The organism is Salipiger sp. PrR003, assembly GCF_010500785.1.
In the GTDB taxonomy this organism is placed as follows: domain Bacteria; phylum Pseudomonadota; class Alphaproteobacteria; order Rhodobacterales; family Rhodobacteraceae; genus Salipiger; species Salipiger pacificus_A.
In genome coordinates this window covers 36,970-56,197 of the sequence record NZ_JAAGOV010000043.1, presented here as the reverse complement: position 1 = coordinate 56,197, position 19,228 = coordinate 36,970, and the positions used below count along the sequence as shown (strand labels likewise).

Sequence of the window (19,228 nt, the reverse complement as noted above, 5' to 3'; positions counted from 1 at the left end):
GGTTGCGCAGAGAAGAAGGGCATGGACCCTTCCTCTTTCCAAGTACGCGCTGACCGGGCCCTGCTCGTCCCGAGCGGCGCGCGAACGGCGCGCAATCCGCTCTGTATCCCCCGGGGTCACGGCGCTATAAGAAAGCTCCAAACCCCAAACCTAGGGTAAAGAGCGATGAAAGACCTGACAGACATCCACGCGACCATGATCGACCTCGGCAAACGCGCCAAGGCCGCCGCCGCGGAGCTCGCCTTTACCCCGCCAGAGCGCAAGACCGAGGCGCTGGAGGCCGCGGCGGATGCGGTCTGGGCCCGCCGCGCCGAGATTCTCGCCGCCAATGAGAACGACATGCAGTTCGGCCGCGACAAGGGGCTCAGCGAGGCGATGATGGACCGGCTGCTGCTCACCGAGGAGCGCCTGCAGGGCGTCGTCGACGGGCTGCGTGCCATCGGCGCGCAGCGCGATCCCGTGGGCGAGGTGATCACCGAGTGGGACCGCCCCAGCGGACTGCAGATAAAGCGCGTGCGTACGCCGCTTGGTGTCATCGGGGTGATCTACGAATCCCGGCCGAACGTCACCGCCGACGCCGGGGCACTGTGCCTCAAGTCCGGCAATGCCGTGATCCTGCGCGGGGGGTCCGAGAGCTTCCACAGCTCTTCGGCGATCCACGCCTGCCTCGTTGACGGTCTGCGCAAGGCGGGCCTGCCCGAGGACGCGATCCAACTGGTGCCGACGCGCGAGCGCGCCGCGGTGCAAGAGCTGCTGACCATGACCGACTACGTCGACGTCATCGTGCCGCGCGGTGGCAAGGGGCTTGTCGGCCTCGTGCAGCGCGAGGCGCGGGTGCCGGTCTTTGCCCATCTCGAGGGCATCGTGCACATCTACATCGACCGCGCCGCGGATCCGGTGACCGCGCTCAAGGTGGTGCTCAACGCCAAGACCCGGCGCACCGGCATCTGCGGCGCCGCCGAATGCCTGCTGATCCACCGCGAGGCGATGGACACCATCGGCCAGGGCGTGATCCGCGCGCTGCTCGACGCCGGGGTCGAGGTGCGCGGCGACGCGGGCGTCCAGCAGGTCGAGGGGGTGAGCCCGGCCACCGAGGGCGACTGGGGCCGCGAGTATCTCGACAAGATCATTGCCGCAAAGGTGGTCGCCGATGAGGACGATGCCATCGCCCACATTCGTCGCTACGGCTCGCAGCACACCGACTGCATCCTGTCGCAGGATGAGGCGGCGGTCGAGAAATTCATCCAGCGCGTCGACAGCGCCATCGTCATGGTCAACTCCTCGACCCAGTTCGCCGACGGCGGCGAATTCGGCATGGGGGCCGAGATCGGCATCGCCACCGGCAAGATGCACGCCCGCGGCCCGGTGGGTGCCGAGCAGCTGACCAGTTTCAAATACGTCGTGCGCTCGGACGGCGCGGTGCGCGGCTGAGTTTAGCTGATCTCGATCGTGACCGCCGCCTCACCGGCGGTCACTTCGATGCTGCGACCGCGCTCCTCGGCGAGGGCGGCCAAGACCGGGAAATGCACCTGCGCGCTCGAAAGGGCGGGCAGCTTCCCGGGGTGGGCGAGCAGATTCCAGAGTGACGCGTCATGGGCGATCCGCTTGCCGGTCCCGGTGATCCGCCAGCCCTGGTTCAACTCTTCTACCTCGATCTGCCCGCCCAGGGGCAAGGCGCTTTCGCAGCAGAGCACCGCCAGCAAGGCGAGCTGAACCTCGGGGCGCGGCGCGGCGCTCTGGCGGCGCCAGTCGCAGCTGAGCCGCCCGCCTTTGCAATAGTCGCGAAGCAGGCGCGTGGCTTCCGGCGGGCCAATCATCTGCTCGCCTTCGGCATGGCCAAAGGCAACGCGGAACAGGCTGATCCTCGCGCGGGCGGCGCGGCAGCTGTCGTCCACCAGCGCCAGCTCCGGCGTGTCGAGCGGCGTGCCCGAGAGCGCCAGAAGCTCGAGCCCGTTTGCGATGGCCCCGACCGGGCTGATCAGGTCGTGGCAGAGGCGCGAGGCTACCAGCGTCGCGAGTTTGGCGTTATGCTGTTGCATCAAGGCCTCGTGGAAAGGGGATGGGTATGAACGATCTCAACGCATTGCTGGAGCCGGGCATGCTGGTACAGCATCCCGACAGACCGGATTGGGGGCTGGGGCAGGTGCAATCCAATATCGGCGGCCGTGTGACTGTCAACTTTCGGGAGCAGGGCAAGGTCGTGCTCGACGGCGAACGTGTGACCCTCCTGCCGGTGTTCGACGTCTAGGCTTAGGGCTCAGTCGTTTACGAATAGTTAACCAAGCTCGCCGAAGCCCCGCCCGTGGCTGGCCGGTCGCGTCGGACAGCTCGGGGCGGGCCGCGGAAAATCTGTTTTCCTTTGCGCTCTTCCGCTTTAGAACCGCGCCAACAAGCAGAGGACGGCCATGGCGCTGGACGACAGGAACCTGACGGTGCGGCTGGCGCGCACGGACGATGAGATCGCGGCGGCGCAGCGCCTGCGCTACGAGGTGTTCGTCGCCGAGCTGGGCGGGGGCGGGACCCTGGTGGATCACGAGAACCGGCTCGAGCGGGATCGGTTTGACCCGTTCTTCGATCACCTGCTGCTGACCGATGCCCGCAAGGACGGCGCGGTGGTCGGCGTTTACCGGCTGTTGCGCGATGACCAGGCCGAGGCGGCGGGGCAATTCTATTCCGAGGATGAGTATGACCTCTCGCTGCTGCGCGCCAGCGGGCGTCGGCTGCTGGAGCTGGGCCGGTCCTGCCTGCATCCCGACTATCGCGGCGGGCCGGGCGTCATGCTGATGTGGCAGGCGGTGTCGGACTACGTGGCCGAGCACGGGATCGAGATCCTTTTCGGCACCGCCTCTTTCCACGGCACCGACGTGCAGCGCCTTGCGCATCCGCTGTCGCTGTTGCACGCGCGCCATCTTGCGCCCGACGAGCTGCGCGTGCGCAGCCGGGTGTTCCAGCCGATGGACCTGCTGCCAGAGGCGGAGATCGACCGCCGCCGCGCCATGGTCGAGACCCCGGCGCTGATCAAGGGTTACCTGCGGCTCGGTGGCATGGTGGGCGAGGGCGCTTTCGTCGACCACGCCTTCAACACCACGGATGTCTGCCTGGTGATGGACACGCAGAGGCTCAACGCACAGGCGGCGGCGCGGGTCCGGCGGGGGCGCGGATGAGCGGTCCTTCGGGGCCGGCGGACCCGACCTGGCGCGGGGCAGAACCCCCGGAAATCGCGCTTGGCTGGGCCGACTACGCGCGGGCGACACTGCGCGGGCTTCTGGTCGTGCTGCTGCTGATCTGCGGGATCATGGTGAAGCTGGCAGTTCTGCTGGTCGAGCGGCTGGTCCGGGGCGGGCAGCGGGTCTGGTCGCCGGTCGTCACGCAGGGGGTCTGCCGTCTGGTCTTCGTCATTCTCGGCCTGCGCCTCGAGGCGCGGGGCGCGCGCATGACCGGCCCGGGAGCCTATGTCGCCAACCACTCGTCCTGGCTCGACATCTTCGCACTGAACGCCAGGCGCAACGTGCTCTTCGTGTCAAAAGCCGAGGTGGCAAACTGGCCGGGAATCGGGATGCTGGCGAAGCTCACCGGCACGGTCTTCATCAATCGCGACCGGCGCGCGGCCAAGGCACAGCCCAAGCTGATCGAGGCGCGGCTTCTGGCAGGCGACAGGTTGCTCTTCTTCCCGGAGGGGACCTCGACCGATGGCCGGCGAATTCTCCCTTTCAAAACAACGCTTTTCGAGGCGTTTTTGTCAGAAGAGGTGAAGTCCGATCTGCAGGTCCAGCCGGTCACGGTGGTCTATCATGCCCCGCCGGGCGCTGATCCCGCCTTCTACGGTTGGTGGGGGGACATGGCGCTGGGGCCGCATCTGCTGCAGGTGCTGGGAGCGCGTTGCCAGGGGCACGTGGAGGTGGTCTACCACGAGCCGCTCAGGGTCGCCGATTTCGCCCATCGCAAGGCTCTGGCGCGGGCGGCGGAAGCGCGGCTCCGATCCGCGCATCCTTCCGAAGACATTGCGTGAGAAATATCCCGTAACGCGCTGTAAAGTCAGTGCATCGCGGCGATAAGGGTCTTCAGTGCGGCGGCTGGGTCCTCGGCGCTCCAGATCTCCTCGCCGATGCTGAGGAAATCGGTCACCGGTGCCAGCTTGGCCACCAGCTCGGGGGTCAGCCCGCCCTCGGCCACCACCGGCACCTCGATCATCTGCGACCACCACTCGAAGATCTCGAAGTCTGCCAGAGTCCCGTCGCCGAGCGCCTCGCCGCTGAGCGGCCCGAAAGAGACGTAATCCGCTCCGGCCTCTCCAGCGACCATGCCGTCATGCCGGAAGCTGGCACAGAAGGCGCCGACGATGGCGTCCGGGCCAAGGTCCTTGCGCGCGGCTCGGACCGAGCGCGACCCGTCGGTGAGGTGAACGCCGTCGAGCCCGAGGCGCTGAGCCAGCACCACGTGGGTGTCGATCACCAGCGCGATGTCGTAGCGATGTGCCACCTCGCGCACCGCGTCGGCGGCACGCAGAAGCCGGTCCTCGTCGCGCGTGGCGAGCGACAGACGCATGCAGGCGATCTCGGCGGCATCGAGCACCGAGGAAAGCTTGTCCGGAAAGACCGAAAGGTCGAACTCCGGCGGGGTGACGAGATAGAGCTGAGGCTGGTCTGCTTCGGCCATGGCGCGGCTCCTGACTTGCGAATTGCGCTCCTATATCGCGGCTTTAGGATACAAGGAAGGGGGCAGCGTCATTTCGGCGGCAGGCTGCGGACAAACTCGATCGCCAGCGCGGTCAGGCGGGTGCGGGTGGCATCGTCCGCCATGGCCTCGGGCGCGGCCTCGACATAGCCGCCCATGCGGCGCCCGCCCATGATGGCGGGGCCGACGTCGTCGAGCGCGGTGGCCATCGCCTGCGCCTCTTTGCCGACGCGGTAAAGCCCGCCCTCGGCCCGCACGCCGCAGATCATGTTGCCGTCGAGCAGGAAGCACAGCGCGCCAAACATGCGCTTCTCGGTCAGACCGGGCAGAGGGCCGATGTCGTCGCGGACGGTTTCGGCGAGGCCTTCGTCAAAGCTCATGCGCTGCGCTCCTTGCGGGGAATGCGTGAAGCATATCCTTTGGAGACCCCCTCGCGGGGATATTTCTGCCCGGAAGAAAGCGCAGCGCTCAGTGCCGGGGGAAGGTGAAGCGGAAGACCTCGTTGGGGTAGGCCTCTTCTCCCAGGCGGAAATAGGTCCGGCCGATCCGCTCGAAACCCTGCGCCTTGTAGAAGGCGATGCCGGGGGTGTTCTCTGAATTGGTGGCCAGCCAGACGGAGGGAGCGTCCAGCGCGAGGGCCGCGCCGAGGCCGGCCTGCAGAAGGTCGCGCCCGATGCCGTGGCCCTTGTGACGGGGCTGGACGTAGAGCGTGGCGATCTCGGTGTCCGAGCAGCCCGGGAGCGGCCCGGGGGCGCCCTGGGAAAGACGCAGGAAGCCATCGATGCCCTCTTCGTTCTGGGAGACGATGAAACGCTGCGAAGGATCGGCCAGCGCGCGCTCGAACTGCGCCTTCGTGAAGGTCTCGAGCGCGTAGTCCGCGAATTCGGCGGTCACGCCGCGGCGGATGTAGGTGCCGAGCCAGACCTCGATCGACAGGGCGGCGAGGGCGGAGGCGTCGTCGGGTCTGGCGTCTCTGAGGGTCATGCGGGCTCCGCTGTCAGGCTGCGCCCCTTTTGGCAGCCGGAGACGGGAGCGGCAAGGATGGGAATGGGCTCGAGAAATCCGGGCCCCGAGGTGTCGCTTTCTTGCTCTTCCGCCCGCGCGGGACTATGCGGGAGCCGGATTTACGGAGTTTGTCATGCCGAGCGAGACGAGGCAGCCCGCATTCGTGCTGGTGCGGCCGCAGATGGGTGAGAATATCGGGGCCGCATCGCGGGCCATGTGGAATTTCGGGTTGGACCGGATGCGTCTGGTCAGCCCGCGCGACGGCTGGCCGAACCCCTCGGCCACCGCCATGGCCTCGGGCGCCGGGCGGCTGCTCGACGAGGCGCAGCTGGTCGAGACCACCGCGCAGGCGGTCGAGGATTGCGATCTGGTCTTTGCCACCACGGCGCGGATGCGCGGGCTCACCAAGCCCGTCTATTCGCCCGAGCAGGCGATGAAGGAAGCCAGCCAGCGCATCGCCCAGGGGGGCAAGGTCGCGGTGATGTTCGGCCCCGAGCGCGCCGGGCTGGAAAACTCCGACGTGGCGCTGGCCAATGCGCTGATCAACGTGCCGGTGAACCCCGAGTTCCCCTCGCTCAACCTCGCGCAATGCGTGCTGCTCTGCGCCTACGAATGGCAGCGGGCCTCGTCGGAGATCGAGGCGTTGCGGGTCGAGATGGCGGGCGCCGAATGGGCCAGCGGCATCGAGGTCGAGAAGCTGGCCGAGCATTACGAGGAGCGGCTGACCGAGGCGGGGTTCTTCTTCCCCGAGCACAAGGCGGAGAGCATGAAGCTCACCCTGCGCAACCTCTGGAGCCGCATGCCGCTGACCCGCGAGGACGTGAAGACCCTGCATGGGGTGATGCGCCAGATGGTGCGCTGGAAAGAGCGCGGCTGAGCCGCGCCTTGCTTGGCTGATGGCGGCTTGAAGGGGGCGGGGTGCGCCCCTATCGTCGCCGCGACGGATGTAGGAGAAGATCATGGCCGGAAACCGCAAGCTCTTTGAGGAGGTTGGGGCGGAGACCCCGAAGGCCGCCCCCACGGGCGGCATGATCGACAGGGGGCGCACCGGCGCGCGGGGGGCGATCCGGGTCTGGCTGATGCTTCTATTCGCGCTGGTGGTGGCGATGATCTGCGTCGGCGGGCTGACCCGGCTGACCGACAGCGGCCTGTCGATCACCGAATGGAAACCGCTGCATGGCGCCGTCCCGCCGCTTAGCGAGGCCGAGTGGCAGGAAGAATTCACCCTCTACCAGCAGATCCCGCAATACGAGCTGCTCAACAAGGGCATGACCCTGTCGGAGTTCAAGGGCATCTACTGGTGGGAATGGGGGCACCGGCAGTTGGGCCGGGTGATCGGCCTCGTCTGGGCGCTTGGATTCCTCGTCTTCCTCGTGGCGCGGCAGATCCCAACCGGTTGGACCGGGCGGCTCTTGCTTCTTGGCGGGCTTGGCGGGCTGCAGGGGGCCGTGGGCTGGTGGATGGTCTCCTCCGGCCTCGTTGGCGAGATGATCGCCGTGGCCTCCTACCGGCTGGCCATCCACCTTGGGCTTGCCTTCATCATCCTGGCGTTCATTGCCTGGGACATCTTCCTGCTTGGACGGCAGGAACGCGAGCTGATGCAGGCCCGGCGCCTGCGCGAGCCGAAGCTCTTTTCCATGACCACGGGGCTGCTGCATCTCGCCTTCGTGCAGATCCTGCTGGGCGCGCTGGTGGCGGGGATCGACGCGGGCCGCTCCTTCACCGACTGGCCGCTGATGGCGGGCGGCTTCTTCCCGCCGCAGCCGTTCGACTTGGTGCCGGTCTGGCGCAACTTCTTCGAGGACCCGGGCCTCGTGCAGTTCATGCACCGGATCGTCGGATACCTGCTCTTCGTCTTCGGCGTGGTGGTCTGGCTGCGCGGCCGCAAGTCCGCCAATGCGGACACCCGATTCCGCTACAACGCGGTGCTGGCCATGCTCTGCGTGCAGGTCGTGCTGGGCATCGCCACGGTGCTTTACGTCGCGCCCTGGCACATTGCCATCACCCACCAGCTCGGGGCCGTCGTGCTCTGGGTGCTGATCCTGCGGGCCCGCTTCGGGGCGCAGTTCCCCAAAACCCAATCGATCCGCGAGGCCCGCTGAGATGAGTGCATTTGACGAGTTGATGACGTTCCAGCGCGACACCGGCGCGCTGGCGCAGGTGGCGGGCCGCCTTGGCTGGGACCAGGAAACCACCATGCCGCATGGTGCTGCCGACCAGCGCGCCGAGGAGATGGCGGCGCTGGAAAGCGTGCTGCACGCCCGGCGCACCGATCCGCGCGTCGGCGAATGGCTGGCGGCCATTGATGCCGCGGCGCTGGACGAGGTCGGGCAGGCGCAGCTGCGGCACATCCAGCGCAGCTTCACCCGCGCCGGTCGCGTTTCGGGCAAGCTGGCGGCGGATCTCGCCCGGATCACCAGCCGGGCGCACCGCACCTGGGCCGAGGCGCGGGCCGACGACAACTTCGCGGCCTTTGCGCCGATCCTGAAGGATGTCGTCGCGCTGAAGCGCGAGGAGGGCGCGGCGCTGGCGGACGGTGGAGACGTCTACGACGCGTTGCTCGATGACTACGAGCCCGGCGCCACGGCGCAGCAGCTCTCCGAGATGTTCGGCGCGTTGCGGCCGCGTCTGGTGGCGCTGCGGCAGGCGATCCTCGAGAAACCCGCGCCCAAGGCGCTCTCGGGCACCTTCGATGACGCCGGGCAAATGGCTCTGGCGCGCAAGTTGGCCGAGGTCTTCGGTTACGACATGGCGCGGGGCCGGGTCGACAAGGCGGTGCACCCCTTCAGCTCGGGCAGCGGCGATGACGTGCGGATCACCACGCGGACCAACCCGCTCGACCCGTTCAACTGCATCTACTCGACCATCCACGAGACCGGCCACGCCGCCTACGAGCAGGCCATCGCGCCGGGGTATCGCTTCACCCCGCTGGGCGAGGGCGTGTCGATGGGCGTGCACGAGAGCCAGAGCCGCATCTACGAGAACCAGCTGGGCCGCTCGCGGGCCTTCACCAGCTGGCTCCACGGTCAGATGCAGGCGCAGTTCGGCGATCTGGGGCTGAGCGCCGAGGCGTTCTACGCCAGCGTCAACGCGGTGCAGAACAACTACATCCGCACCGAATCCGACGAGGTGCAGTACAACCTTCATGTGCTGCTGCGCTTCGATCTCGAGCAGGCGCTGATCTCGGGCGATCTCTCCGTGGACGATCTCGAGGCCGCCTGGAACGAGCGCTTCGCCGCGGACTTCGGCTTTGCCGTCGATAAGCCCTCGGACGGGGTTCTGCAGGACGTGCACTGGTCGGCTGGGCTCTTCGGCTACTTCCCGACCTACAGCCTTGGCAATGTCTATGCCGGCTGCCTGCACAAGGCGCTGCGGCAGGCGGTGCCCGACCTTGACGCGCAGATGGCCGAGGGCGATCTTTCCGCCGCCACCGGCTGGCTGCGTGAGAGCGTGCAGCGTCACGGCGGGCTTTATCACCCGCGCGACGTCATCGAGCGCGCCTGCGGCACGGCCCCCTCGGAGGCGCCGCTGCTCGAGTATCTCGAGGCCAAATTCGGGGCTCTATACGATCTCTGAGGCACCGGCCAAAACCAATGAAGCGGCCCCGAGGGGCCGCTTCTGGTATCCGGGTGCGTGAGTGGTGGACCGGACTTAAACTGTTTCTGGGATGTGCGGAGATATCACGCTGAAGCGGCCTCCGCCGAAGATGACCAGCGGCAGCGCCAGCAGCGCAACGACGACCAGCCGCTGGGTTGTCTCGAGATCCAGGACCGCGAAGTCGGGCAGCAAAAGCTCGTGCCAGAGGTAGATGGCAAAGCCGATGAGGGCGACGGTGCGGGTCGCGACGCCGAGGATCAGCCAAATGCTGATCGACGCTAGGATTGCACAGGTCAGCGCGACCAACGGCTCGGGGATGCGTACATCGAGGGTGCCTGTGAACACCGGATCATTGGTAAAGATTTCCAGCGCGACCGTATAGCCCAGCAACAGGGCGAGAAGAATTCGCAGCGCGCATTGAAAAGTCGGAAAAAAGTTCACAATCGTCCTGCTCGTTAATCCGGAATCGAATGGCCCGGCCGGTTACATGTCGCCATTGTTACACTTGACCAGCACAAATCAAGCGGGAACTTTTCAAGTTTGCCTTTGCGTAAACATTGTTAGTTACGCGCCACAGCTGTCACGGCTAGGGCGTCAGACGCCTCGAAACATTGAATAATCCAGTCCACGGCCCGGCGCATGCCAGAGTCCGTCCTGCGGCTTTCATGATAGAAGAGCCAACATTCCAGCGTTTCTGGCGCCGCGTCAGGTGCAGCGGGCACGAGATCCGGTGTCTGGCATGCCAAAAGATCGGGCAAGGGGCCTGCCATCCGCGTGATCTGCATGAGCCGGTGCAGGGCGATGAAGTTGTCGACAGTGATCTTCGGCTCCTTGCCGAAGACATCATAGGCCTGGCGCAAGATGCGCGAGCGGCTCGTGCTGGTGTTCAGCCCGACCCAGCCGCCCTCTGCATCGCTGTCGCGGAACCGATAGGGGCGGAAGCTCATCTCGCCCGCCTTGCGGGCAACGATGCGGCCCTGGTCGGGTCGTCCGAACTGCACCACGAGGTCATTCTCGCCCAGGCCCTCGCGCTCGCGACGCTCGGTGACCGTCAGTTGCACATTGGCCAATAGGTCGGCCTGCGGGCCGAGCCCGGGAAACAGAACCAGCGAGGCGATGATCGGCGAGGCGCCGAGGCTCAGGGAGACGGAGTCGATGTCGAGCCCCGCGCCCTGGTTGTTGAGCGTCGACTTGAGCTGCCCGTCAAAGTTCTGCGCGACGTTGATCAACTCGCGCACCGCCTCGGAGGGGCGCCACCCATCGGCCGTCTTGACGAAGGCGGGCACACCGAGCGTTTCGGAAAGGCGTTCGATCCGGCGCGATACGGTCGCGGTATTGGTGCCCAGCAGCTTCGCCGCTGCGGTCATCGTGCCGGTCTTGGAAAGTGCTACGAGGAACCGAAGGTCGTCCCAATTGTTCATGGTCTTTTTCTGCTCGGGCTTTTGGGTCGCCTAGATCGGCGGTCGGCCGCGCGCTTTTCCCTCGTCGGTTGTGTAAGGTTCGGCGCGCGCTCTTAACGGATGAGTTACCGATTAATTTAGGACGTTGCTCTGGGCAAGCAAGCAGGGGGTGATCCCAAATTGGTGACAATTTGTATCAGATTGACGCTGGGGAAGGAAAAACGCCGCGTCCGGGACGGGACGCGGCGTTTTCATGGGCGGAGAACCGCCGTTCTTGGTGCTGCGGCGGAGCCCGGCGCGCGCGATACGCGCCGGTGCGAATCAGCCGAAGTAGCCGCCGAAGCTGCCACGGTAGGCGGCAGCCAGTTCCGAGAGCGGGGCTTCGCTGCTTCCGAAGCGGACCGTGTCGCCGGTGAACTTGCCAACGGTCGCCAGCGTGACGCCGGCTGCCGAGGCCGCGCTCATCAGCGCTTCGGCGGCGTCGAAGCTGCAGGCGATGAGGTAGCGGCCCTGGTCCTCACCGAAGAGGGTCGGGGTATCCGCCGCGTCGATCTGCACGCCGACGCCCGAGGCTTCGGCCATCTCGAAGGCAGCCATGGCGAGGCCACCGTCCGACAGGTCGCAGCAGCTGCGGATCCAGTCGCGGTTGGCGAGGATGAACTCGCCGTTGCGGCGCTCGGCCTCGAGATCGACTGCGGGCGCGTCGCCCTCCTCGCGATTGAACACCTCTGCAAGCAGGGCGGACTGGCCGAGGTGGCCGGCGGTATCGCCGACCAGCAGCGCCACATGGCCGTCGCGCGCATAGCCGAGGATCGGCTCTTCGCCGGCGGCGATCAGCCCCACCGCGCCAATGGTCGGCGTCGGCAGGATCGGCTCGCCGTCGGTCTCGTTGTAGAGCGAGACGTTGCCCGAGACGATGGGCGTGTCGAGCGCAAGACAGGCCGCGCCGATGCCGTCGATGGCGCCGACGAACTGGCCCATGATCTCGGGCTTCTCGGGGTTGCCGAAGTTCATGTTGTCGGTGGTCGCCAGCGGGCGGGCGCCCACGGAGACGAGGTTGCGATAGGCTTCCGCCACCGCCTGCTTGCCGCCCTCGACCGGGTTGGCGCGCACGTAGCGCGGCGTCACATCCGAGGTGAAGGCCAGCTTCTTGTCGGTGCCATGCACGCGGATCACGCCGGCGCCGAAGCCAGGGATGCGCACGGTGTCGGCCATGACCTGGCTGTCGTACTGCTCGTAGACCCATTCGCGCGAGCAGTAGTTCGGCGAGGAGATCAGCGCCTTCAGCCCGTCGATCGGATCGATGCCGGGCACGTCGGCGAGCGGCTCTGCGGCGGGGGTGGGGACCCAGGGGCGGTCGTACTCGGGCGCGGTGCCCGAGAGCGCCTTGAGCGGCAGGTCGGCCTTCACCTCGCCGTTCAGCACGATGAGGAAGCGGTCCTCGGCAATGGTCTCGCCGACGATGGCGAAGTCGAGGTCCCACTTGTCGAAGACGGCCTTGGCCTCGGCCTCCTTGGCGGGGTCGAGCACCATGAGCATGCGCTCCTGGCTCTCCGAGAGCATCATCTCGTAGGCGGTCATGTTCTTTTCGCGCACCGGCACCTTCTCGAGGTCGAGGCGCACGCCGAGGTTGCCCTTGTCGCCCATTTCCACGGCCGAGCAGGTCAGGCCCGCCGCGCCCATGTCCTGGATCGAGATCACCGCGCCGGTCTGCATCAGCTCGAGCGTGGCTTCCATCAGGCGCTTTTCGGTGAAGGGATCGCCGACCTGCACGGTGGGGCGCTTTTCCTCGATGGTCTCGTCGAACTCGGCCGAGGCCATGGTCGCGCCACCGACACCGTCACGGCCGGTCTTGGCACCAAGGTACACGACCGGGCGGCCGACGCCCGAGGCGGCGGAGTAGAAGATGCTGTCGGTGTCCGCGAGGCCTGCCGCGAAGGCGTTGACCAGGCAGTTGCCATTGTAGGCCGGGTGGAAGCGCACTTCGCCGCCCACCGTCGGCACGCCGAAGCAGTTGCCGTAGCCGCCGACGCCCTCGACCACGCCATGCACCAGCTGGCGGGTCTTGGGGTGGTCCTTTTCGCCGAAGCTGAGTGCGTTCATCGCCGCGATCGGCCGCGCGCCCATGGTGAAGACGTCGCGCAGGATGCCGCCAACGCCCGTCGCCGCGCCCTGGTAGGGCTCGATGTAGGAGGGGTGGTTGTGGCTTTCCATCTTGAAGATGACCGCCTGGCCGTCGCCGATGTCGACGACGCCGGCGTTCTCGCCCGGGCCGCAGATGACCTGCGGGCCCTTGGTCGGCAGCTTGCGCAGGTGGATCTTCGAGCTCTTGTAGGAGCAGTGCTCGTTCCACATGGCCGAGAAGATCCCCAGCTCGGTGAACGTCGGCTCGCGGCCGATGATCTGCAGGATCCGCTCGTATTCGTCGGGTTTGATCCCGTGGGCGGCGATGAGCTCTTCGGTGATGGACGGTTCCTGCATCCTTGCTCCCCTTAGCGTGGTTGGGGGCTCTTTAAGGCAAGGGCGGCAAAGGGGGAAGAGGGGTCAGGGCCCGAGCGCCCCGGCGCGTTGCAATCTTTCCCGCCGTTGCGCCGGCAGGGCAGAGGGTCGGGGCGCGCCTCGCGGCGGGGCTGCGGGGCCAGCCGCAAAAAAAAGGCCGAGCACAAAGCTCGGCCGAAGTCCAACAGGGAGGTTGAAGATGACGCGCACTAGGGCGCTTCAAGCTTCGTGTGCTGAATATGTGATCAGTCTTGAGTCGATCAAGGGAAGAAACGGTCTCAATCGGACATTGCTGCCATGCGCTGTTTGCATGGCGCCTGTTTATTGGGCGCCGTCAGTCGGCGCCCATCGCCTTGAGCTGTCGCCGATGCGCGAAGATTTCGTCCTGCACAAAGTCGCGGAAGGCGGTTACCCGCTTGGAATGACGCAATTCTTCCGGGTAGGCGAGGAACACGGGCACCTCGTTGCTCTCAACGTCGGGCAGCACCCGCACCACGTGCGGGAAATCCTCGATGATGTAGTCGGGCAGCACGCCGATGCCGAGGTTGGCGATCACCGCCTGCAGCACGCCGAAGTAGTTGTTCACCGTGAGACCCGTCCGGATGTCATAGGTGAGCAGCTTTTGCACCAGCGCCTTGCCGGAAAGCACCTGCGCCGAGTTGGGATTTTGGCAGATAAGCCGGTGCGACGAGAGATCCTCGAGCGACTCGGGAAGGCCGTTCGCCTCGAGGTATGCAGGCGAGGCATACATGCGCATGCGGATCGACATGAGCCGCTTGCGGATCAGGTCCGCCTGGCTGGGCTCCTTCATGCGGATCGCCACGTCAGCCTCGCGCATCGGCAGGTCGAGCACGCGCTCCTCGAGCATCAGGTCGATCTTCAGGTCGGGAAACTTCTCGTAGAGTTTGGTCAGGCGCGGGGCCAGCCAGAGCACGCCGAAGCCGTGGGTCGTGGTGACCTTGAGTTCGCCGAAGACCTCTTCCTCGCTGTCGCGGATGCGCGCGGTGGCGCTGTCGATGCGTTTCACCATGGCGGCGGTCGCGTCGAACAGCAACTCGCCCTGCTCGGTGAGAATCAGTCCCCGGGCATGACGGTGGAAAAGGGTGGTATCCAGTGCCTCTTCGAGCGCCCGGATTTGGCGCGACACGGCGGATTGCGACAGATGCAGCGCATCTCCCGCATGTGTCAAGCTGCCCGCATCAGCGACAGCGTGAAAGATCCTGAGCTTATCCCAATCCATGGCGGCATCTTATTCAACTTTGGCGCCCTGTATACGACAGGAACGGTTAACGGGAACACATCTTCGCCGAGTGTGGGAAATTCACGAAAATTTCCCTATCCGGGTCAGCATGTGTGACCTATCATGGTGCGGAGCTGCAAGCACTATGAGCGATGGGAGGCGCGCATGAGCAAGCAAGCAATTTCCCTGCAGGACAGGTTCGACTTAAGCAAGAGTCCGGTACTTTTGAATGGCACGCAGGCGTTGGTTCGCCTGATGCTGATGCAAAAAGAGCGCGATCGCGCCGCCGGTCTGCATACGGCGGGCTATGTGACGGGCTATCGCGGCTCGCCGCTGGGGGCCGTCGACATCCAGATGAAGCGCGCCGGAAAGCTGCTGTCCGAGAATGATGTGCTCTTCCAGGAAGGGCTGAACGAGGATCTCGCGGCCACGGCGCTCTGGGGCTCGCAACAGGCCGAGCTGCGTGGCGAGGGCAAGTACGACGGTGTCTTCGGTCTTTGGTATGGCAAGGGCCCCGGCGTCGATCGCTCGGGCGACGTCATGCGCCACGCCAATATGGCGGGCACGTCGAAACATGGCGGCGTCCTCATGGCCATGGGCGACGACCACACCGGCGAGAGTTCGACAGTGCTGCACCAGTCCGAATGGGCGCTGGTCGATGCCTACATGCCCGTGGTCTCGCCCGCCGGCGTTCAGGAAGTGCTGGACTTCGGCATCTACGGCTTCGCGCTGTCGCGGTTCTCGGGCCTATGGGTCGGCCTGAAGACGATGAAGGACACGGTCGAGGCCACCGCCGTGGTTGACGGTCGCCCGGACCGCATGTCGCTGGTGACACCCGAGTTCCAGCTGCCCGAAGGCGGGCTGAACATCCGCCTCGGCGACACGCCGCACGCGCAGGAAGCGCGGATGATCGACTACAAGCGCTTCGCGGCCGAAGCGTTCTCGCGCGCGAACGGCATGGACAAGCGCGTCTGGGGCAAGCCCGGCGCCAAGATTGGCCTCGTCGCCGCGGGCAAGAACTGGCTCGACCTGCAGCACGCCATGTCGCTGCTCAACATCGACGAGGCCGAGGCCGAGCGTCTTGGCCTCACCACCTACAAGGTGGGCCAGACCTTCCCGCTCGACATGAAGGGCTTCCACGACTGGGCCGAGGGGCTCGAGCTGATCGTCATCGTCGAGGAAAAGCGCAAGCTGATCGAGGTGCAGGTCAAGGAAGCGATCTTCGACGACCGTCGCGGCCGCCGGGTCTATGGCTGGTACAAGGGCGGGGCAGGCGGCATGCACCGCGAAGAGCTCTTCCCCACCCGCGGCGCGCTCGATCCGGTGTGGATCGCGCAGAAGCTCGGCGAGATCTTCGTCGAGGAGGGCCGCGGCACCGAGGGCATCAAGGCCGGGCTTTCGGCGCTCGACGAGGCGCGCAAGGCCGACAACGCCCCTGACCTCGCGGCACGGCTGCCGTATTTCTGCTCGGGCTGCCCGCACAACACCTCGACCAAGCTGCCCGAGGGCGCGCGCGCCTATGCCGGGATCGGCTGCCACTACATGGTGCAATGGATGGACCGCGAGACCACCGGCTTCACCCACATGGGCGGCGAAGGGGTGAACTGGGTCGGCGAGGCGCCCTTCTCCAAGTGCAGCCATGTCTTCCAGAACCTCGGCGACGGCACCTACAACCACTCCGGTTCGCTGGCGATCCGTGCCGCGCTCGCCGCGGGCACCAACATCACCTACAAGATCCTCTACAATGACGCCGTGGCGATGACTGGCGGCCAGCCCAACGAGGGCGGGCTGACGGCAGATCGCATCGCCCGCGAGCTTAAAGCCATGGGCGTCGAGCATCTCGCGGTGGTCTACGACGAGAAGGAGGAGGTGAACTTCGACCTCTTCCCCGGCGGCGTCGAGACATTCGAGCGCGCCGAGATGGACGCCGTGCAGAAGCGCTTCGAGAAGATCGGCGGCGTTTCGGTCATCCTCTATATCCAGACCTGCGCTGCCGAGAAGCGCCGCCGCCGCAAGAAGGGCACCTTCCCCGACCCTGACAAGCGGGTCTTCATCAACACCGACGTCTGCGAGGGCTGCGGCGATTGCGGCGTGCAGTCGAACTGCGTCTCGATCGTTCCCGCCGAAACGGAGCTGGGTCGCAAGCGGGCCATCGACCAGTCGAGCTGCAACAAGGACTATTCCTGCCTCAAGGGCTTTTGTCCCTCCTTCGTCACCCTCAAGGGCGCGAAGATGCGCAAGGGCGAGACCGCCGAGATCGACCTGCCGCATCTGCCGCAGCCGCAACTGCCGCAGATCGACAAGACCCACAACGTGGTGATCACCGGCGTCGGCGGCACCGGCGTGGTGACCGTGGGCGCAGTGCTGGCGCAGGCGGCGCAGATCGCCGGCATGGGCGCGGGGATGATGGAGATGGCGGGCCTTGCCCAGAAGGGCGGCGCGGTGCACATCCACCTGCGGCTTGCAAAGCGCCCCGAGGACATCTCGGCGGTGCGCGTGGCGACCGGCGAGGCCGACGCGCTGATCGGCGGCGACCTCGTGGTCAGCGCCGGGGCCAAGACGCTGGGGCTGACGAAACGCGGCCGCACCGGGGCGGTGGTCAACGGACACGAGATCATCACCGGCGAGTTCACCCGCGACACCGAGTTCCAGCTTCCATTCGACCAGCTCCGCGTGGCGCTCGAGGCGCGAATGCAGGACCGGCTGGCGATCTTCGACGCGACCGAGCTGGCACGGATCGCCATGGGCGACTCGATCTTCTCGAACATGATGATCCTCGGCGCCGCCTGGCAGCAGGGGCTCCTGCCGCTGCCGCATGATGCCATCGAGGAGGCGATCCGCCTCAACGGCGCGGCGGTGGAGCGCAACCTGCGCGCCTTCGAGATCGGCCGCTGGGCGGTGGTCCACCCTGCCGAGGCCGCGGCGTTGATCACGCCCAAGGTGGTGGAGAAGCCGAAGTCGCTGGACGAGAAGATCGCCTTCCGTGAAGCGCATCTTGCGGTCTACCAGAACAGGCGGCTGGCGAAGAAGTACCGCGCCCTGCTCGACGGTATTCCCGACAAGCGCCTGCGCGAGGCGGTGGCCAAGGGCTACCACAAGCTGCTCGCCTACAAGGACGAGTACGAGGTGGCCCGCATGCATCTCGAGACCCGCAAGAGGGCCGAACAGACCTTCGAGCCCGGCTTCGAGATGAGCTTCCACCTTGCCCCGCCGATGCTCTCCAAGGAAGGCTCCGACGGCCGTCCGCAGAAGAAGACCTATGGCGAGGGCATGCTGAAGGCCTTCGGCTTGCTGGCGAAGCTGAAGTGGGTGCGCGGCACTGCGCTCGACCCCTTTGGCCGCACGGCGGAGCGGAAAATGGAGCGCGCCCTCATCGCGCAATACGAGCGCGACATGGCCGAGGTGCTGCCCAAGGTGAGGCCCGAGACGCTCGACGCCACGGTCGCGCTCGCCGAACTGCCGCTGCAGATCCGCGGCTACGGCCCGGTGAAGGAAAAGGCCGAACGCGCTGCCGCCAAGCGTCGCGAAGAGCTGCTTGCCGCCATCCACGCCGGCGGCAGCCCCATGGCCAGGGCCGCCGAATAGGCGCAGAGGTCTCGCGCCTTTCTTTCAGGGCAAGATACCCCCGGGGTCCGGGGGCAGCGCCCCCGCGTCCCGCGCCCTCCCGGGGGCGCGGGCGTCGCCACAGGGCGCAATGGATCTCCATCCCAAAGCGCCGTAAGACCGGTCTTCGGGGCTTGCGCCACGTGAGTCGGCGCGGCGTCACGTGAGGCAGGCCGGGTGTGCGTCCCGGCAAGGAGGGCAGAGAATGGCGGTTGGTGTGTTTGATTCCGGGCTTGGCGGGCTCACGGTTCTCGACGCGGTCGCAAAGCGGCTGCCCGAGGTGCCGCTGGTCTACTACGGCGACAACCGGCACGCGCCCTACGGCGTGCGCGACGCGGATGACATCTATAAACTGACCGTCGATGCGGTGCACCGCCTCTGGGACGCGGGCTGCGATCTGGTGATCCTCGCCTGCAACACCGCCTCGGCGGCGGCGCTGCGCCGGATGCAGGAGGGCGGCCTGCCCAAGGGCAAGCGCGTCCTGGGGGTCTTCGTGCCGCTGATCGAGGCGCTGACCGAGCGGCAATGGGGCGACAACTCGCCGCCGCGCGAGGTCGCGGTGCAGCACGTCGCGCTCTTTGCCACGCCGGCCACGGTGCGCTCGCGTGCCTTCCAGCGCGAGCTGGCCTTCCGCGCCATCGGCGTCGACGTCGAGGCGCAGGCCTGCGGCGGGCTCGTCGATGCCATCGAAGAGGGTGACATGATCCTCGCCGAGGCGCTGGTGCGCAGCCACGTCGAGGCGCTGAAACGCAAGATGCCCGAGCCGCAGGCGGCGATCCTTGGCTGTACCCATTATCCGCTGATGCTCGAGGTCTTCCAGGAGGCTCTGGGAGAGGAAGTCGCGGTCTATTCGCAGGCGAACCTCGTGGCAGAGTCGCTTGCCGACTACCTCCAGCGCCATCCAGACATGTACGGCAGCGGGACCGAGAGCCGTTTCCTGACCACCGGCGATCCGCGCAAGGTCTCGGTGCATGCGACGCAGTTCCTCAAGCGGCCGTTGAGCTTCGAGGCTGCATAAGGGCCGCCCCCGGCGGGCACGACAGGGCGGGGTGTCATCCTGGCGGGCAGGACAAAGCGGGCGCGCGGGCCCCACACCTCGGGGATAGTTTTGTTTTGAAGAACGGGCGGGCCGCGGCGCGGTGACGCAATTTGATTTGGAGCGGTGCTCTCGGCGCCTTAAGGTGCCGAGAGCACCGCATGCATGTGGGGG

Annotated in this window: 17 protein-coding genes; 9 read left to right on the top strand and 8 right to left on the bottom strand. The window is 66.6% G+C overall.

Going from position 1 to position 19,228, the window contains the following annotated elements:
* Nucleotides 1-165: 165 nt before the first annotated feature.
* On the top strand, nt 166-1,431 hold the full coding sequence (locus G0D83_RS14955) for a glutamate-5-semialdehyde dehydrogenase (protein WP_164195414.1): 1,266 nt from the start codon (nt 166-168) through the stop codon (nt 1,429-1,431).
* A 2-nt stretch (nt 1,432-1,433) separates the two neighbouring features.
* Here the strand turns inward: G0D83_RS14955 and G0D83_RS14950 are convergent, their stop codons facing one another.
* Nucleotides 1,434-2,039, bottom strand: a complete 606-nt coding sequence (locus tag G0D83_RS14950) for a histidine phosphotransferase family protein (protein ID WP_164195412.1) — start codon at nt 2,037-2,039, stop codon at nt 1,434-1,436.
* A gap of 26 nt (nt 2,040-2,065) precedes the next feature.
* Here G0D83_RS14950 and G0D83_RS14945 point away from each other — a divergent pair, with 26 nt between their 5' ends.
* The 3 genes from G0D83_RS14945 (at nt 2,066) to G0D83_RS14935 (ending at nt 4,009) form a co-directional block, all read left to right on the top strand.
* On the top strand, nt 2,066-2,248 hold the full coding sequence (locus tag G0D83_RS14945; RefSeq protein ID WP_108966059.1) for a DUF3553 domain-containing protein: 183 nt from the start codon (nt 2,066-2,068) through the stop codon (nt 2,246-2,248).
* A 157-nt stretch (nt 2,249-2,405) separates the two neighbouring features.
* A complete protein-coding gene (locus tag G0D83_RS14940; protein ID WP_164195410.1) occupies nt 2,406-3,164 on the top strand; it encodes a GNAT family N-acetyltransferase in 759 nt (252 codons plus the stop codon).
* Complete coding sequence (locus G0D83_RS14935) at nt 3,161-4,009, top strand: 1-acyl-sn-glycerol-3-phosphate acyltransferase (protein ID WP_164195408.1); 849 nt, start codon at nt 3,161-3,163, stop codon at nt 4,007-4,009. The genes G0D83_RS14940 and G0D83_RS14935 overlap by 4 nt, the downstream gene beginning before the upstream one ends.
* Before the next feature lie 26 nt (nt 4,010-4,035).
* Here G0D83_RS14935 and G0D83_RS14930 read toward each other — a convergent pair whose 3' ends face one another.
* The 3 genes from G0D83_RS14930 to G0D83_RS14920 all read right to left on the bottom strand — a co-directional run bounded on the left by G0D83_RS14930 (nt 4,036) and on the right by G0D83_RS14920 (nt 5,658).
* Nucleotides 4,036-4,656, bottom strand: coding sequence for a thiamine phosphate synthase (locus G0D83_RS14930; RefSeq protein ID WP_164195406.1), 621 nt, complete (start codon nt 4,654-4,656; stop codon nt 4,036-4,038).
* A gap of 68 nt (nt 4,657-4,724) precedes the next feature.
* The gene (locus G0D83_RS14925) at nt 4,725-5,054 is read right to left on the bottom strand and encodes a TfoX/Sxy family protein (protein ID WP_164195405.1); all 330 of its coding nucleotides are present in this window, start codon (nt 5,052-5,054) and stop codon (nt 4,725-4,727) included.
* Nucleotides 5,055-5,142: 88 nt separating this feature from the next.
* Entirely contained in the window at nt 5,143-5,658 is a 516-nt protein-coding gene (locus G0D83_RS14920) for a GNAT family N-acetyltransferase (protein WP_164195404.1), read from the bottom strand.
* A gap of 154 nt (nt 5,659-5,812) precedes the next feature.
* On the opposite strand from G0D83_RS14920, the gene G0D83_RS14915 reads away from it, so the two are divergent.
* The 3 genes from G0D83_RS14915 (at nt 5,813) to G0D83_RS14905 (ending at nt 9,255) form a co-directional block, all read left to right on the top strand.
* Entirely contained in the window at nt 5,813-6,556 is a 744-nt protein-coding gene (locus G0D83_RS14915) for an RNA methyltransferase (protein ID WP_164195403.1), read from the top strand.
* Between the two features lie 82 nt (nt 6,557-6,638).
* Nucleotides 6,639-7,781 carry a heme A synthase gene (gene ctaA, locus G0D83_RS14910; RefSeq protein WP_164195402.1) on the top strand — a complete coding sequence of 381 codons (1,143 nt, stop codon included), beginning with the start codon at nt 6,639-6,641 and terminating at the stop codon, nt 7,779-7,781.
* Between the two features lies 1 nt (nt 7,782).
* Nucleotides 7,783-9,255, top strand: coding sequence for a carboxypeptidase M32 (locus G0D83_RS14905; protein ID WP_164195401.1), 1,473 nt, complete (start codon nt 7,783-7,785; stop codon nt 9,253-9,255).
* 75 nt (nt 9,256-9,330) lie between these two features.
* On the opposite strand, the gene G0D83_RS14900 is transcribed toward G0D83_RS14905, so the two are convergent.
* From G0D83_RS14900 to G0D83_RS14885, 4 genes are all read right to left on the bottom strand, one after another.
* Nucleotides 9,331-9,717, bottom strand: coding sequence for a hypothetical protein (locus tag G0D83_RS14900; RefSeq protein ID WP_164195399.1), 387 nt, complete (start codon nt 9,715-9,717; stop codon nt 9,331-9,333).
* Between the two features lie 119 nt (nt 9,718-9,836).
* Nucleotides 9,837-10,697 (bottom strand): LysR family transcriptional regulator, encoded by an 861-nt coding sequence (locus tag G0D83_RS14895; protein ID WP_164195397.1) that lies wholly within the window; start codon nt 10,695-10,697, stop codon nt 9,837-9,839.
* A 300-nt stretch (nt 10,698-10,997) separates the two neighbouring features.
* Complete coding sequence (purL, locus tag G0D83_RS14890) at nt 10,998-13,157, bottom strand: phosphoribosylformylglycinamidine synthase subunit PurL (RefSeq protein ID WP_108966038.1); 2,160 nt, start codon at nt 13,155-13,157, stop codon at nt 10,998-11,000.
* A gap of 352 nt (nt 13,158-13,509) precedes the next feature.
* On the bottom strand, nt 13,510-14,415 hold the full coding sequence (locus G0D83_RS14885) for a LysR family transcriptional regulator (protein WP_095883359.1): 906 nt from the start codon (nt 14,413-14,415) through the stop codon (nt 13,510-13,512).
* A 165-nt stretch (nt 14,416-14,580) separates the two neighbouring features.
* On the opposite strand from G0D83_RS14885, the gene G0D83_RS14880 reads away from it, so the two are divergent.
* Nucleotides 14,581-18,000, top strand: coding sequence for an indolepyruvate ferredoxin oxidoreductase family protein (locus tag G0D83_RS14880; protein WP_164195394.1), 3,420 nt, complete (start codon nt 14,581-14,583; stop codon nt 17,998-18,000).
* A 223-nt stretch (nt 18,001-18,223) separates the two neighbouring features.
* Nucleotides 18,224-19,036, top strand: a complete 813-nt coding sequence (murI, locus tag G0D83_RS14875) for a glutamate racemase (protein WP_164195392.1) — start codon at nt 18,224-18,226, stop codon at nt 19,034-19,036.
* Nucleotides 19,037-19,228 lie beyond the last annotated feature (192 nt).

What these genes read in the sequence shown, in the direction of transcription:
- G0D83_RS14955 (WP_164195414.1), top strand. Translation starts at nt 166, where the DNA reads ATGAAAGACCTGACAGACATCCACGCGACCATGATCGACCTCGGCAAA.
- G0D83_RS14950 (WP_164195412.1), bottom strand. Translation starts at nt 2,039, where the DNA reads ATGCAACAGCATAACGCCAAACTCGCGACGCTGGTAGCCTCGCGCCTC.
- G0D83_RS14945 (WP_108966059.1), top strand. Translation starts at nt 2,066, where the DNA reads ATGAACGATCTCAACGCATTGCTGGAGCCGGGCATGCTGGTACAGCAT.
- G0D83_RS14940 (WP_164195410.1), top strand. Translation starts at nt 2,406, where the DNA reads ATGGCGCTGGACGACAGGAACCTGACGGTGCGGCTGGCGCGCACGGAC.
- G0D83_RS14935 (WP_164195408.1), top strand. Translation starts at nt 3,161, where the DNA reads ATGAGCGGTCCTTCGGGGCCGGCGGACCCGACCTGGCGCGGGGCAGAA.
- G0D83_RS14930 (WP_164195406.1), bottom strand. Translation starts at nt 4,656, where the DNA reads ATGGCCGAAGCAGACCAGCCTCAGCTCTATCTCGTCACCCCGCCGGAG.
- G0D83_RS14925 (WP_164195405.1), bottom strand. Translation starts at nt 5,054, where the DNA reads ATGAGCTTTGACGAAGGCCTCGCCGAAACCGTCCGCGACGACATCGGC.
- G0D83_RS14920 (WP_164195404.1), bottom strand. Translation starts at nt 5,658, where the DNA reads ATGACCCTCAGAGACGCCAGACCCGACGACGCCTCCGCCCTCGCCGCC.
- G0D83_RS14915 (WP_164195403.1), top strand. Translation starts at nt 5,813, where the DNA reads ATGCCGAGCGAGACGAGGCAGCCCGCATTCGTGCTGGTGCGGCCGCAG.
- ctaA (WP_164195402.1), top strand. Translation starts at nt 6,639, where the DNA reads ATGGCCGGAAACCGCAAGCTCTTTGAGGAGGTTGGGGCGGAGACCCCG.
- G0D83_RS14905 (WP_164195401.1), top strand. Translation starts at nt 7,783, where the DNA reads ATGAGTGCATTTGACGAGTTGATGACGTTCCAGCGCGACACCGGCGCG.
- G0D83_RS14895 (WP_164195397.1), bottom strand. Translation starts at nt 10,697, where the DNA reads ATGAACAATTGGGACGACCTTCGGTTCCTCGTAGCACTTTCCAAGACC.
- purL (WP_108966038.1), bottom strand. Translation starts at nt 13,157, where the DNA reads ATGCAGGAACCGTCCATCACCGAAGAGCTCATCGCCGCCCACGGGATC.
- G0D83_RS14885 (WP_095883359.1), bottom strand. Translation starts at nt 14,415, where the DNA reads ATGGATTGGGATAAGCTCAGGATCTTTCACGCTGTCGCTGATGCGGGC.
- G0D83_RS14880 (WP_164195394.1), top strand. Translation starts at nt 14,581, where the DNA reads ATGAGCAAGCAAGCAATTTCCCTGCAGGACAGGTTCGACTTAAGCAAG.
- murI (WP_164195392.1), top strand. Translation starts at nt 18,224, where the DNA reads ATGGCGGTTGGTGTGTTTGATTCCGGGCTTGGCGGGCTCACGGTTCTC.